14 protein-coding genes are annotated in these 13370 nt (G+C 70.6%); 3 read left to right on the top strand and 11 right to left on the bottom strand.

Annotation, left to right across the window (positions count from 1 at the left end; translation table 11 throughout):
* Positions 1-17 precede the first annotated feature (17 nt).
* Complete coding sequence (locus ACBJ59_RS28715; protein ID WP_375113335.1) at positions 18-677, bottom strand: lytic transglycosylase domain-containing protein; 660 nt, start codon at positions 675-677, stop codon at positions 18-20.
* 321 nt (positions 678-998) lie between these two features.
* Between ACBJ59_RS28715 and ACBJ59_RS28710 the strand changes: the two genes are divergently transcribed.
* From ACBJ59_RS28710 to ACBJ59_RS28700, 3 genes are read left to right on the top strand one after another with little or no spacing between them, the layout of a single operon-like run.
* A complete protein-coding gene (locus tag ACBJ59_RS28710; protein WP_364118986.1) occupies positions 999-1673 on the top strand; it encodes a response regulator transcription factor in 675 nt (224 codons plus the stop codon).
* Positions 1670-3082 carry an ATP-binding protein gene (locus tag ACBJ59_RS28705; RefSeq protein ID WP_375113334.1) on the top strand — a complete coding sequence of 471 codons (1413 nt, stop codon included), beginning with the start codon at positions 1670-1672 and terminating at the stop codon, positions 3080-3082. The genes ACBJ59_RS28710 and ACBJ59_RS28705 overlap by 4 nt, the downstream gene beginning before the upstream one ends.
* The gene (locus ACBJ59_RS28700) at positions 3079-3585 is read left to right on the top strand and encodes a hypothetical protein (RefSeq protein ID WP_375113333.1); all 507 of its coding nucleotides are present in this window, start codon (positions 3079-3081) and stop codon (positions 3583-3585) included. Before ACBJ59_RS28705 ends, ACBJ59_RS28700 begins: the two co-directional genes overlap by 4 nt.
* Here ACBJ59_RS28700 and ACBJ59_RS28695 read toward each other — a convergent pair whose 3' ends face one another.
* The 10 genes from ACBJ59_RS28695 to ACBJ59_RS28650 form a co-directional block, all read right to left on the bottom strand.
* Positions 3586-4854, bottom strand: a complete 1269-nt coding sequence (locus ACBJ59_RS28695) for a PhoH family protein (protein ID WP_364119084.1) — start codon at positions 4852-4854, stop codon at positions 3586-3588.
* Positions 4855-5114: 260 nt separating this feature from the next.
* Entirely contained in the window at positions 5115-5876 is a 762-nt protein-coding gene (locus ACBJ59_RS28690; RefSeq protein ID WP_364118995.1) for an isoprenyl transferase, read from the bottom strand.
* A gap of 55 nt (positions 5877-5931) precedes the next feature.
* Entirely contained in the window at positions 5932-6432 is a 501-nt protein-coding gene (locus ACBJ59_RS28685) for a hypothetical protein (protein ID WP_375113332.1), read from the bottom strand.
* Between the two features lie 86 nt (positions 6433-6518).
* Entirely contained in the window at positions 6519-7400 is an 882-nt protein-coding gene (locus tag ACBJ59_RS28680; protein WP_375113331.1) for a hypothetical protein, read from the bottom strand.
* Positions 7401-7425: 25 nt separating this feature from the next.
* Entirely contained in the window at positions 7426-7899 is a 474-nt protein-coding gene (locus ACBJ59_RS28675) for a hypothetical protein (protein ID WP_375113330.1), read from the bottom strand.
* Entirely contained in the window at positions 7896-8711 is an 816-nt protein-coding gene (locus ACBJ59_RS28670) for a DUF692 domain-containing protein (protein WP_375113329.1), read from the bottom strand. The genes ACBJ59_RS28675 and ACBJ59_RS28670 overlap by 4 nt, the downstream gene beginning before the upstream one ends.
* 1 nt (position 8712) lies before the next feature.
* On the bottom strand, positions 8713-9612 hold the full coding sequence (locus ACBJ59_RS28665) for a TIGR04222 domain-containing membrane protein (protein WP_375113328.1): 900 nt from the start codon (positions 9610-9612) through the stop codon (positions 8713-8715).
* A gap of 113 nt (positions 9613-9725) precedes the next feature.
* Complete coding sequence (locus ACBJ59_RS28660; protein WP_375113327.1) at positions 9726-10712, bottom strand: TIGR04222 domain-containing membrane protein; 987 nt, start codon at positions 10710-10712, stop codon at positions 9726-9728.
* Positions 10713-10786: 74 nt separating this feature from the next.
* Complete coding sequence (locus tag ACBJ59_RS28655; RefSeq protein ID WP_375113326.1) at positions 10787-12580, bottom strand: phosphoenolpyruvate carboxykinase (GTP); 1794 nt, start codon at positions 12578-12580, stop codon at positions 10787-10789.
* 249 nt (positions 12581-12829) lie between these two features.
* Positions 12830-13351 (bottom strand): hypothetical protein, encoded by a 522-nt coding sequence (locus tag ACBJ59_RS28650; protein ID WP_375113325.1) that lies wholly within the window; start codon positions 13349-13351, stop codon positions 12830-12832.
* Positions 13352-13370 lie beyond the last annotated feature (19 nt).

Raw genomic sequence — 13370 nt, 5'->3', positions numbered from 1 at the left:
GGCGGAAAGTTGACCCGTTAATACCAACCCACGGACTGTGAGTGGCCCCAGGCACCGCAGGGGCTGCCGTAGCGGCCCTTGATGTAGCCCAGGCCCCACTTGATCTGGGTGGCGGCGTTGGTCTGCCAGTCGGCGCCCGCGCTGGCCATCTTGCTGCCGGGCAGGGACTGCGGGATGCCGTACGCGCCGGAGTAGCGGTTCATGGCCCGCTCGTTCCAGCCGCTCTCCTTGTGCCAGAGCCGCTCCAGGCAGCCCCACTGGTCCGCGCCGAACCCGAACGAGGCCATCATGGCCTTGGCCGTGGCCTTGTTGCTGCCCGGCGAGGGGTCGCTGCCCGGCGGGAAGTTCTGGGCGGGGAAGCCGTCGCCGGCGGGGGCCTGCTTGGGCACGACCCAGTCGAGGCCCTTGCCCGCCGCGCCGGAGCGGCCCTTCTTGAGCTGGTCGGCCCGGTACGCCTGCTCGGCCTCGGCCTTGAGCAGGTCGTTCTCGGGATCGGGCGCGTAGAGGTCGCCGCTGGCGAGCTTGCCCAGGTCCTCCAGGGAGAAGGCGTCCTTGGGCGGCTCGTTCGCGTTCTCGACTGCTCTGTAGGCGACGAAACCGCCGCCGCCGAAGACGATCACCAGGGAGAGCACGGTGATGATGACGCGCTTGGGAGTGAAGCGCGCAGGCCGGCGCACCGAGGGGAGATCTTCCTTCGGGGGGCGCTCACTCAACTGCGGACCGGGGCTCACGATGCATGAGCTTGCCCTGTCATAGGGGGTGGTCCGCAACCGAAACGCGGGAATCCCTTGGCGTAAATTTCACCAACCACCAGGTTAGGTGGGAGTTTCCGAAATATTGTGACTTTAGTCACACCAGACAACGGCTCCCCTTCGGGCGCCCGTAACCGAAGGGAAGCCGCTTTCAGGGTTGCGTGCCTTCTTCGGGATCGGATCCGCGCCATGTCACAGTTCGGTGACACAACCCGGATATTCGGGACATGGAATAATAATGTGCGCGTGGCTGGCATCCTCCTTGTTGAAGACGACCCCTCGGTCCGTACGGCTCTCGAGCTGGCGCTGACCCGACAGGGGCATTCCGTCACGTCGTACGCGACGGGTGAGGAGGCTCTCGACCACATCAGAGCCCGCCGCCCGGAGATCGCGATCCTCGACGTCATGCTCCCGGGAATCGACGGGGTCGAGGTGTGCCGTCGCGTACGCAAGCTCGACCAGCTCCCGGTCATCCTGCTCACCGCCAGGGGCGACGACCTGGACGTCGTGGTGGGGCTGGAGGCCGGCGCCGACGACTACGTGGTCAAGCCGGTCGAGCCCCGGGTCCTGGACGCCCGCATCCGCGCCGTGCTGCGCCGGGCCGAGTCCGCCGCCTCCGACCGCATCACCTTCGGCGACCTCGTGATCGACCGGGGCGCGCTCAAGGTCACGCTGTCGGGCAAGGAGATCCACCTGACCCCGACCGAGCTGCGGCTGCTGCTGGAGCTCGTACGGCACCCCGGCCAGGTGCTCAACCGCCGCTACCTGCTGCGCGTGGTCTGGGACCACACGCACATCGCCGACTCCCGCCTGGTGGACGCCTGCGTGCAGCGCATCCGGGCCAAGATCGAGCCCAAGCCCGCCGAGCCCGTCTTCATCCACACCGTGCGCGGCTTCGGCTACCGGTTCAGCCCTCCGTGATCCCGCTTCCCACGGGGCTGCGCGCCCGCCTGGTCATCACGTTCACCCTCGTCGCCGTCGCCGCCGCGCTGGTGGTCGCCACGATCGGCTTCGAGCTGGCCAAGACCGCGCTCGTCACCAGGGCCGAGACCACCTCGCTCGACCTGGTGACCAGGGAGCTCGGCAGCGTCACGTTCCCGGTCGGCAAACTCAGGCCCGGTGAGGCCGCGCCGACGTCGAAGGAGCTCGACCGCCTGGCCCACGCGCTCAGCGGCCCCGGCCGCAGCGTGCTGGTCGAGTACCACGGCCTGATCGCGGCCGAGGGCCCCCTGTCGATGAGCGACGTGCCCAACGAGCTGTACGGCCGGGCCAAGCAGAGCGTCGTCACCCAGCGCAAGATCATCCGCAACGAGCTGTTCCTCATCGTCGGCGCCGAGGTGTACCGCGCCAACTCGGGCGGGGCGGAGGCCACCGGGCTGCGGGCATTCGTCTTCTTCCCCATGCAGGACGACGAGCGCCAGCTCGCCACGCTCAGGACCACGCTCACCCAGGCCGGCGTGGGCATCGTGCTGATCGCCCTGGTCGTGGCGCTGCTGTCGGCCAGGCAGGTGCTCCTGCCGGTACGCCGGCTGAGCGCCGCCGCCCAGGCGCTCGGCCAGGGCCGGCTGGACACCCGCCTGCCCGTGCACGGCCAGGACGAGCTGGCCGGGCTCACCGCCAGGTTCAACGACGCGGCCGCGGCGCTGGAGCTGAGCGTGGCCGAGCTGCGCTCGCTGGAGGCCATGTCGCGCAGGTTCGTGGCCGACGTCTCGCACGAGCTGCGCACGCCGCTGACCGCGATGACGGCCGTGGCCGACATGCTCTCCGACGAGGCCGACCACCTGCCGGACGCGCCCGCGCAGGCCGTGCGGCTGGTGCTCAGGGAGATCGACCGCCTGCGCGAGCTGGTCGAGCACCTCATCGAGATCAGCCGCTTCGACGCGGGCACCGCCACGCTCAACCTCGAACCGGTGAACGTGGCCGACGCCATCCAGGACTGCCTGGAGGTGCGCGGCTGGAGCGACGAGGTGACGGTGAAGGCGTCCCAGGGCCTGACCGCCACCCTCGACGCCAGCAGGTTCGACGTCATCGTGGCCAACCTCGTCGGCAACGCGCTCAAGCACGGCCTGCCTCCGGTGGTGGTCAGCGCCAGGGCCACCGAGAACGGCCTGGAGGTGAAGGTGCGCGACCACGGCAAAGGGATCCCGCACGAGGCGCTGGCGCACGTCTTCGACCGCTTCTTCAAGGCGGGCGCCGGCCGGGAGCGCAGCCAGGGCAGCGGCCTGGGCCTGGCCATCGCCCGCGCGAACGTCCTCCTCCACGGCGGCACGATCTCCGTACGCCCCCAGAATCCCGGAACCCTCTTCACGGTCTGGCTCCCGCACGCATGAAGACGCCCGTACGCGCCCTCGCCATCGCCGCCCTGCTGACCCTCACGGCCTGCGGCATCTCGCCCACGGACGTGCAGGACCGGGGCAACGCGCCCACCATCAGGATCCCGCCGCCGTCCAAGACGATCTTCCTGATCAGGAACGGCGAGCTCGCCCTGGAACCGGCCGACGTCGACACCGACACCGTGGCCAGCCTGCTCGGGGCACTCTTCGAGGCCTCCACGCAACCGCTCGGGGACCGGGACACGGCGCTGCGCGGGTTCACGTACCTGAGGATCAAGAACTCGATCAACCCGCCGCAGCGCGACGAGATCCAGCTCCCGCGCACCTCGACGCTGACCGTCTACATCAGCGGCGAGGGCACGCTGACCAAGCTCGGCAAGGCGCAGATCGTCTGCACCGCCCAGCAGGACGCGGCGTTCGAGCTGGTCAAGATCGTCCGGGAGAACGAGAACTCCCCCTCCAGGACGGAGGGGGAGTTCACCTGCGGCGAGCTGAAATGATCACATGGTGATGTCCTCGAGCATCTCCGTCACCAGTGCGGCGATCGGCGAGCGCTCCGACCTGGTCAGCGTGACGTGGGCGAACAGCGGGTGGCCCTTCAGCTTCTCCACCACCGCCACCACGCCGTCATGCCGGCCGACCCGCAGGTTGTCGCGCTGGGCCACGTCGTGGGTGAGCACCACCCGCGAGTTGGCGCCGATCCGGCTCAGCACCGTCAGCAGCACCCCGCGCTCCAGCGACTGGGCCTCGTCCACGATCACGAACGCGTCGTGGAGCGAGCGGCCCCGGATGTGCGTCAGCGGGAGCACCTCCAGCATGCCCCGGTCGAGCACCTCCTCGATCACCTCGGGAGAGGTGATCGCGCCGAGCGTGTCGTAGACCGCCTGCGCCCAGGGGCCCATCTTCTCGCCCTCGCTGCCGGGCAGGTAGCCGAGCTCCTGGCCGCCGACGGCGTAGATGGGGCGGAAGACGATCACCTTGCGGTGCTGGCGGCGCTCCAGGACCGCCTCCAGACCCGCGCAGAGCGCCAGCGCCGACTTGCCCGTGCCGGCCCGGCCACCGAGCGAGACGATGCCGACCTCCGGGTCCATCAGCAGGTCGAGCGCGATGCGCTGCTCGGCCGAGCGGCCGTGCAGGCCGAAGACCTCCCGGTCGCCGCGGACCAGGCGGACCGACTTGTCGGGCTGCACCCGGCCCAGCGCCGAGCCCTTGGCCGACAGCAGCCGGAGGCCGGTGTGCGTGGGGAGCTCTCTGGCCTCCTCCAGGTCGGCGGTGCCCTTGTCGAAGAGCGTCTCGACGTCTTCGGTGGTCACCTGGACCTCGGCCATCCCCGTCCAGCCGGACTCGTGGACCAGCTCGGCGCGGTATTCCTCGGCGGACAGCCCGATGGAGGCCGCCTTGACCCGCAGCGGCAGGTCTTTGGACACCAGCACGACGTCGCAGCCCTCGGCGGCCAGCGAGCGGGCCACGGTCAGGATGCGCGTGTCGTTGTCACCGAGGCGGAAGCCCACGGGCAGAATGGACGGATCGCTGTGGTTGAGCTCGACCCTGATCGTGCCGTCCCCGGTCGGCATCGGCTCGTCCAGTCTGCCGTACTGGACCCTTAGCTCGTCGAGGTAGCGCAGAGCCTTCCTCGCGAAGTAGCCGAGCTCCGGATGGTGCCGCTTGCCTTCCAGCTCCGTGATGACCACGATCGGAAGGACCACGTCGTGCTCGGCGAACCGGGTCATCGCGGCCGGGTCGGCCAGCAGAACCGAGGTGTCCAGCACGTACGTGCGCTTGGCCGACTGGTGAGTAGGGTTGCTCGAGGACACTGCCACACGTTCTCCCCCGGGCGCCCCTTGGTGCGGGCGCCCTGCAGACGAGGTGGGAATCGGACCGGACCCGCGTCCCCGACCGCGAGCTGCCGTCGGTGTGCCGGAATCCGGCCCCCCTCGGCAGATGTTGGTGCAAAGGCGGGACCTCTCCGAAATGTCCGACCTGTGACCGGACACTTCCAACGTTACGTCCTGGATACCCGAATGTCGGGTCAGGAACCGTAACGTCGGTTTCTCGCAGCGTAATCACGCAGCGCCCGCAGGAAGTCGACCCTGCGGAAGTCAGGCCAGTAGGCCTCGTGGAAGTAGAACTCCGAATGAGCGCTCTGCCAGAGCATGAAGCCCGACAGACGCTGCTCGCCCGAGGTCCGGATGAGGAGGTCCGGATCGGGCTGGCCGCGAGTGTAAAGATGCTCCGCGATGTGCTCCACATCGAGCACCTCGACCAGGTCCTCGATGCTCGCTCCCCTGCTCGCTTGCTCCTGGAGCAGTGAGCGCACCGCATCGGCAATCTCACGTCTTCCTCCATACCCAACTGCAACGTTCACAATCAGGCCTGGACGGTGTGATGAAGCTTCTTTTGCATTTTTTAGGACATTGGCCGTGCGATCCGGCAGCAGGTCGAGCGCGCCGACCGGGCTGATCCGCCAGCCCTCGTCCACCAGCTCCTGCGTCACGTCCTCGATGATGCGCAGCAGCGGCTCCAGCTCTTCCCTCGGCCGGTTGAGGTTGTCATTGGACAGCATCCACACCGTGACGACCTCGACGCCCGTCTCACGGCACCAGCCGAGCAGCTCGGAGATCTTGTCCGCGCCCTTGCGGTGGCCCGACGCCACGTCGCGCATGCCCATGGCGCGCGCCCAGCGGCGGTTGCCGTCGATGATGACCCCGACGTGCCGGGGAACGCTGTCCTTCGACAGCTTGGTCTCCAGCCGGTGTTCATACAGCCGGTAGACCAGATCGCGCAGGCCCACGGAGTGCCTCCCCAGCGGTGCTGTGCCTTTGGTCGGTTGACCCAACAGGCAATTATCACCGCGAATCGCCCGTGCCTGCCCCCTCCACCGGATTCCTCGCCAGATCTCTACCTTCTAGACACACTTCCGCCTCATCCACGAGCTCGCGCACGAACACCGCCAACTCCGAGGACTTCAGCACCGCCCGCATGCCCACGCCCGTGGCGCCCCACGCCTCCACGTAGGCCCGCCTGGTGAGCCGCCACTCACCCGGCCCCGGCTGCCACACGGGGATGGTCCTGAGCTGGCAGCGCAGCTCCCCGCCGCCCACCAGGCCGGCCCTCGTGCGGTAGCGGAAGGAGAACAGCTCGCTCTCCGGCTCCTCGTCGGGGAAGCGGTCGTCGGGGTCGGTCCAGTGCCTGGCCGCTCCCCCGCCCTGGCGGGCCTCGTCGACGCCGCGCGCCAGGCGGGCCAGCAGCCAGCCGCAGCGCTCCCCCACGCTGCCGTACGGCGTGCCGTCGCGATGCAGCTCAAGGGTGATCTCGTACGGCGTGCCGAGGCTGTCCGTGCACGCCACCGGCGTGACGGTCAGATATGACCCGTCAACGCAGCGCAGTCCCCCCATCCCCTCACAGTTTCCGGCCGAATGTCCCCTAAACCCGGTTATGCAGGTGACTGCCAGGCATGTTCCCGCCAGCCCGGCGGCTGGTGCCACTCCGTCCAGCCGTGGCCCCTGCGCCCGTCCTCGGTCTCGAACGCGCACATCGCCCTGGGGAACTCGGCGACCGCGCCCTCGGGAGAGGTCAGCGTCACGGGGGCGAAGGCGATCGGGCGCACCGTGGTGGTCATTCCGGGGAAGCGCAGCACGGTCTCCCTCGGCCGGTCCCCGTCGAATGAGGTGGCCGCCGAGAAGCCCGCCACGTGCTCGACCTCGCCGCCCGGGGGCGCCTGGAACGCCGGCCAGGGCAGCTCCAGGCCGAGGTTGGCCCGCATGCCGTGCAGGTAGGTGCCGTCCTCCATGTGGGCGCTGCTCCACAACCAGGAGATGGACCACCAGTCGCGCACGCCCCAGCTGTGGTCGCGCTCGCCGTGGCCGCGGAAGGGGGTGCCGCCGATCGTGCCGGTGACCTCGCAGGGGATCTCGTAGCGGGGGGTGATCGCGTAGCCGTAGACGCCTCCCGCCGTCCGCCATTCGAGGTCGAGGGCCAGGTCCGCGGAGTCCAGGCGGACGCGTACGGTCCGGAGCGGGTTGGTCGTGCGATGGGAGGCCGTGTAACCGGCGCCCGCCACCGTCAGGTCCGCGTCCGGCAGCGGCGCGTCGTGATCGAGGTGCGTGACGATCCCGTCCTTCGTCACGACGCAGGCCCAGTACCAGGCCCGCTTCCAGTTGGGGTAGAGGCCGAGGCGGACGTAGCCGCCCACCTCGCCGTCCTCGGAGACGAAGTCGTAGTACCAGGACTCGTTCCACAGCGGCTCGCCGCCGGGCTCGTGGTGCCGCTCGTCCTCCTGGCCCAGGGGCCACTCGCCCATGTTGACGATCCGCATGCCGCCTCCCAAGCGCTTGCTGCGATCAGCTTAAGCCAGGGAGGCGGGACCACCAGCGGCGCTTCGGGGGCGGTTCGTCGGGCATCCGGCCGCGCTCGCGCAACCAGGCGGCGAAGTCGCCGGCGTCGGTGCGGTAGTCGGGCGGCGGGGTGGCGCGGGCACGCGCGTACGCGGCGAACTCGGCCGCCAGATCGGAGCCCGCGGCGGCGGCCGCGTCCGGCCGGATCCTGGCCACGATGCCGCGGCGTTTGGCGACCAGGCCGGCCGCCTGCGCCCGCATCCGCTCCGGGTCGAACCCCTCGGGCAGCTCCGCCCCCGCGACCAGCGCCGCCACCACCCGGCCCTGCGCCTCGGCGAGCGCGGCCCGCCCCACGTCGTCCGTCGTCACCCGAGCCTCGGGGACGCCGTCGTCCGTCGCCGCCCGAGCCCCTGCGACGCTGCCACCCCCTGGGACGCCGTCGTCCGTCGCCGAGCCGGCCGCCGGGGGCTCGGGCGTCATCGCACGCCCCCGGCCAGGGCCATCGCGGCCCTGATCCTGGACAGCTCGCTCGCCAGCACGTCGTCGCTCGGATAGTCGTCGTCCCACTCCAGCAGCACGCCCGGCGGCGTGGTGCGGGCGCACAGCTCGGTGAGCAGGTCGAGGACGGCCTGCGGCGCGGATGTGGTGTGCGTGTCATGCCAGATGCCGTGGTGCTCGTAGCCGCCGGCGACGTGGACGTACGCCAGCCGCTCCAGGGGCAGCGCGTCGAGCGCGGCCACGGCCGGCAGGCCCAGGTTGACCTGGTTGGTGTAGAGGTTGGCCACGTCGATCAGCAGCCCCACGCCGGTGCGCTCCACCAGCTCGGCCAGGAACTCGGCCTCGGTCAGCTCGTCGTCCGGCCAGCCGAAGATGGCGGCGACGTTCTCCAGGGCCAGGGGGACGGGCAGCGCGTCCTGGGCGCGGCGTACGTTCTCGGTGACGACCCGCAGGGACTCGCGCGTGCGCGGCACCGGCAGCAGGTGCCCGGCCTCCAGGCCGCCGCCGCGGACGAACGCCAGGTGCTCGCTGACCAGCGGCGCGTCCAGGGCCTGGGCGCAGGCGGCCAGATGGGCGAGCCGGGCCGGGGAGGGCTCCTCGGCGCCGCCGATCCCCAGCGACACCCCGTGCGGGATCACCGGCAGGCCCCGGGCCCGCAGCACGCGTAACGACTCGGGCGGGTGAGCGGGCTTGATGTTCTCGGCGACCACTTCGAGGAAGTCGACGCCGGCCATCCGCTCGATGGTCAGGTCCAGCTCCGACCGCCAGCCGATGCCCACTCCCAGCCCGCCCATCTCAGCCTCCTCCGCCACAACCACCGCCGCCGCAACCGCTGCTGCCGCCGCAACCGGACGACCCGCTCCCGCAACCCGATGGGCCGGAGACCCCGCCGCCGCAACTGGTCGAGCCACCCGCAGCGTACGAGGCCCCGCTCCGGCGACCGCGCCGGACCTCCCGCCTGCTCAGCTCCAGCCGCAGGCCGGGGTCGCGCAACTCGCCGAGACCGTAGAGCGCGAGCGGGACGGGCCCCTCGGCGACGCCCCGGGCGTTGGCCTGCCTGGCCGCGTCGAGGGCGGCCAGGCCGGAGGCGGTCAGCGTGGCCCTCATGGAGCGCCGGTGGTGGCCGAGGACGATCTCGGCGGCCACCCCCGTGCCCGCGAAGACGAGCAGGGCGACGCCCCCGTGGAAGCCCGCGTCCAGGAGGACCCGCAGCGCCTCCACCGCCGCGCCGGCGAACGCCAGCACCGACAGCGCCCGCAGCCGCCGGCTCAGCCTCCTGACCTGGGCGAAGGCGCCGTCCTCCATGAGCAGCCCCTGCGCCGTGAGGTGCTGCTTGATCGCCTCCATAGCCAGGCTCCTGACGACCTCGATCCGGAGCGACATCACGGGCAGGCCCGAGCGGTCGGCCACCACGCCCAGCACGGCCTCCTCGACGGGCTCCCGCGTGACGACGCCCGTGGTGACCTGGTGCACCCGGCCGCCGCGCGACACGCGGATCGCGCCGGAGTCCGCGAGCAGCGCGATGGCGGTGTCCGCCACCCGCTGCGGCCCGCCCACCAGGTACGCCAGGTCGTAGTGGCCGAGGTCGCGAAGGCGGGTTCCCGCCGCGTCGGACCGGATGACGGCGTGCCCACGCTGGATGGCGGAGATGGTGACGGCGGCGTACGCCCCAAGGGCCACCGAAACGATGAGCATGAACAGGTCCATGTGAGGCCCCCGCTCGTCCGGCCGGGTCCACCCGGCCTGTCGGAAAGACACCTTGAGGCCAGCGTAAAGTTTCCGTCGCGCGGAGCCGAGGTTTTGCGCCTTTAGCTGCTGCTGGATCCGCAGCTCGACCCGCCGCCACAGCTGGATCCGCCCCCGGCGCTCGACCCGCCGCCACAGCTCGACGAGCCGCCGCCGAAGTCGAGGCCGCCGTAGGAGCCGGTGCCGTAGGAGTCGGTGCCGTACGTGGCGCCGTCGCCGCCGCCGTGGCTGCCGCAGGAGCCCGCGCAGTCGGCCGCCGGGTCACCGACCGACAGCTCGTCGCAGAGGGCCTGGTCGCCGGCGTCCTGCAGGCCGTAGAGCGCCACGGGGATCCCGACCGCGAAGGCGAGCGAGCTCGGGTCGCGTACGCCCCTGGGATGGAACTCGCGGGCCGACGTCAGCACGGCGCGCCCCTCCCGGGTGACGACGCCGCGCAGCCGCCGCCGGTGCCTGTACAGCGCCATGAAGCCGCCGACCACGGCGGTCCCGGAGATGAGCAGGGCACCGATGAACACCGGCTCCCTCCCGGCCACCCCGAGCCCCGACAGCACGAACAGCAGCACGAGGAAGCCCACGGCCACGCCCAGCGCGATCTTGACCTGGTCCCTGCGCCGCCACGCCGTGCCGTACGCGCCCTCCGGCACGATCAGCCCCCGCCGTTCGAGCCCGGCGGCCAGCCCGGTGACCGCTGGATGCCTCTCCAGCGCCCGCCGCAGCTCGCTCGCCCGGTAGCCGCCCGGCCGGGCCGCCAGCGCGTCGAGCACGGCCTGCTCGAGCGGCTCCGGCGAGGGCCGCGCCCCGTGGACCGGGGTGACCTGCGAGCCCCGCGACACGCGAACGGCACCGGCCGTCGCGAGGACGGCCAGCGCCGTGTTGACGGCCCGCCGGGGCCCGCCGGACAGGTAGGCCAGCTCGTAGTGGGTCAACTGATGCGAGGCGCCGCTCGGCTCGGTCTCGCCGACGCGGCGGCGCTCCCGCTCGACCCGCTGCTCCGCCGAGCTGACCAGGAAGAACACGCCGATGGCGGCAAGGAGCAGGATGACGTCCACGTGCGGCCCTCCTTGGCGGTACGGCAGGCCGTCAAGTTAGACGGCTCCGGCCGTACCGCACAAGGGAGTTCCGCTCAGCCGAGCCGGTCGAGCAGGGCGTTGTACTGGTCCCACAGCTCCTTCGGCAGATGGCTGCCGAACTTGTCGAAGTGGTCGGGGATCAGCGCCGCCTCCTCGCGCCACACGTCCCGGTCGACGGTGAGCAGCGTGCGCAGGTCCTCCTCCGACAGGTCCAGGCCCTCGGTGTCGAGGTCGGCCGGCAGCAGGCCGATCGGCGTGGGCACGGCCTTGGCCTCGCCGTTGAGCCGCTCCACGATCCACTTGAGCACGCGGCTGTTCTCGCCGAAGCCCGGCCAGACGAACTTGCCGTCGGCGTTCTTGCGGAACCAGTTGACGTAGTAGATCCGGGGCAGCTCGGCACCCTCGCGGCGGCCGATCTTCAGCCAGTGGCCGAAGTAGTCGCCCATGTTGTAGCCGCAGAACGGCAGCATGGCGAAGGGGTCGTGGCGCAGCTCGCCGACCTTGCCCTCGGCGGCGGCGGTCTTCTCGGAGGCGACGTTGGCTCCGAGGAAGACGCCGTGCTCCCAGCTCAGCGACTCCGTCACCAGAGGTACGGCGGTGGCGCGGCGACCGCCGAACAAGATCGCTGAGATGGGCACGCCCTTGGGGTCCTGCCATTCGGGTGCGATGGTCGGGCACTGCTCGGCCGGGGTGGTGAAGCGGGCGTTCGGGTGGGCGGCGGGCTCGTCGCTGTCGGGCGTCCAGGAGCGGCCCTTCCAGTCGGTCAGGTGCGCCGGGGGCTCCTCCGTGAGGCCCTCCCACCACACGTCGCCGTCGTCGGTGAGCGCGACGTTGGTGAAGATGCTGTTGCCCCAGAGCGTCCTGATCGCGTTGGCGTTGGTCACCTGGCCGGTGCCGGGGGCGACGCCGAAGAAGCCGGCCTCCGGGTTGATCGCGTAGAGGCGGCCGTCCTTGCCGAAGCGCATCCAGGCGATGTCGTCGCCGATCGTCTCCACCTTCCAGCCCGGGATCGTGGGCTGGAGCATGGCGAGGTTGGTCTTGCCGCAGGCGCTCGGGAACGCGGCGGCGATGTAGCGGGTCTCCCCCGTGGGCGGCGTGAGCTTGAGGATGAGCATGTGCTCGGCCAGCCAGCCCTCGTCGCGGGCCATGACGCTGGCGATGCGCAGGGCGTAGCACTTCTTGCCGAGCAGGGCGTTGCCGCCGTAGCCGGAGCCGTAGGACCAGATCTCGCGGGTCTCGGGGAAGTGGCTGATGTACTTGGTCGAGCTGCACGGCCAGGGCATGTCCACCTGGCCCGGCTCGAGCGGCGCACCGACGGAGTGGACGGCCCTGACGAAGTCGCCTCTCTCCTCGATCAGGCGCAGCGCCCTGTCGCCCATCCGGGTCATGACGCGCATGGAGACGGCCACGTACGCGGAGTCGGTGATCTCGACGCCCAGCTGCGAGATCTCGCCGCCCAGCGGGCCCATGCAGAACGGCACGACGTACATGGTCCGGCCGCGCATGCAGCCCTTGAACAGCCGCCCGAAGGTGCGGCGCATCTCGTCCGGGGCGATCCAGTTGTTGGTCGGCCCCGCGTCCTCCGCGCGCTCGGAGCAGATGAAGGTACGGTCCTCGACCCGCGCCACGTCGGTGGGGTCGGACTTGGCGTAGAAGCTGTTGGGCCTGGCGGCCAGGCGCGTGAGCGTGCCCTGCTCGACGAGGAGGTTGGTCAGGCGTGTCCACTCCTCCTCCGACCCGTCGCACCACTCGATGCGATCCGGCTGGGTCAGGGCTGCGATCTCGTTCACCCACGCGGCCAATTCACTATTGCTGGTGGGTGCGGTTACTTCCACGGAAACGGACACGACGGTGACTCCTCCACTCTCTCAGGGCCCAGTCATCATTAACGACGAAGCGGCCGGAAAGCCAATTGGCATAGACCTGTCGGCCAGGCCGTCGCCGCAGGCAGCGGCCCTGACGATTGGGGGAGCCTACCCATGCGGAGCGGATTTAAAAGAGGTAATTCCGAGCAGTGGTCCAGTCCAATTGCGCTGGTCTAAACCAATTTCCCGATTGGTTTAGTCCATTCGCCGGGCCGTTTCCGCTGGGAGATCTCAGGAATTGACGTCGGGCCCGGCGGAGCGAACTCGGTCGACATGCTGGAGCGCGTCGCGCAGCTCGGCGAGCCAGGTGTCGGTGTTCTTGCCGACCAGGCGCACGCACCAGGCCAGCGCGTCGCTGCGGCTCCTGGCCACGCCGGCGGCCACGAGGGTGTCGAGGACCTGGCGTTCCGCCTGGCGCAACCGGGTCATCACCGGCACGGACAGTGTGGTGAACATCACAGTCTCGCCGCCGCAGACCACGCCCCAGGACACCTTCTGCCGGAACTTGCGCTCGGCCTCCCGGGCGATCTCGATCCGCCGCTCGCGCGTCTCTTCCCTGAACCTGCGCGCCAGCCCCTCGATCAGGGCCGCCCGCTCGGCCTCGGGCGTGTCCTCGGGAGGGTCGGGCAGGGTGCCGAGCACCGCGATCTCCTCGCGGTCCCTGACGATCTCGGGCGCGCCGGTGAACCACCCCTCGGGCATCCGGCCCGTGAACCAGCCACGCACCTGTGCCGAAGCGTCATCTGTTGTCATGTAATCAACATTACATACT

Origin of the sequence: Nonomuraea sp. MTCD27 (assembly GCF_041950495.1) — a bacterium.
GTDB lineage: Bacteria > Actinomycetota > Actinomycetes > Streptosporangiales > Streptosporangiaceae > Nonomuraea.
Note: the sequence above shows the minus strand (reverse complement) of the source record. Positions and strands in the feature narration are given on the sequence as shown.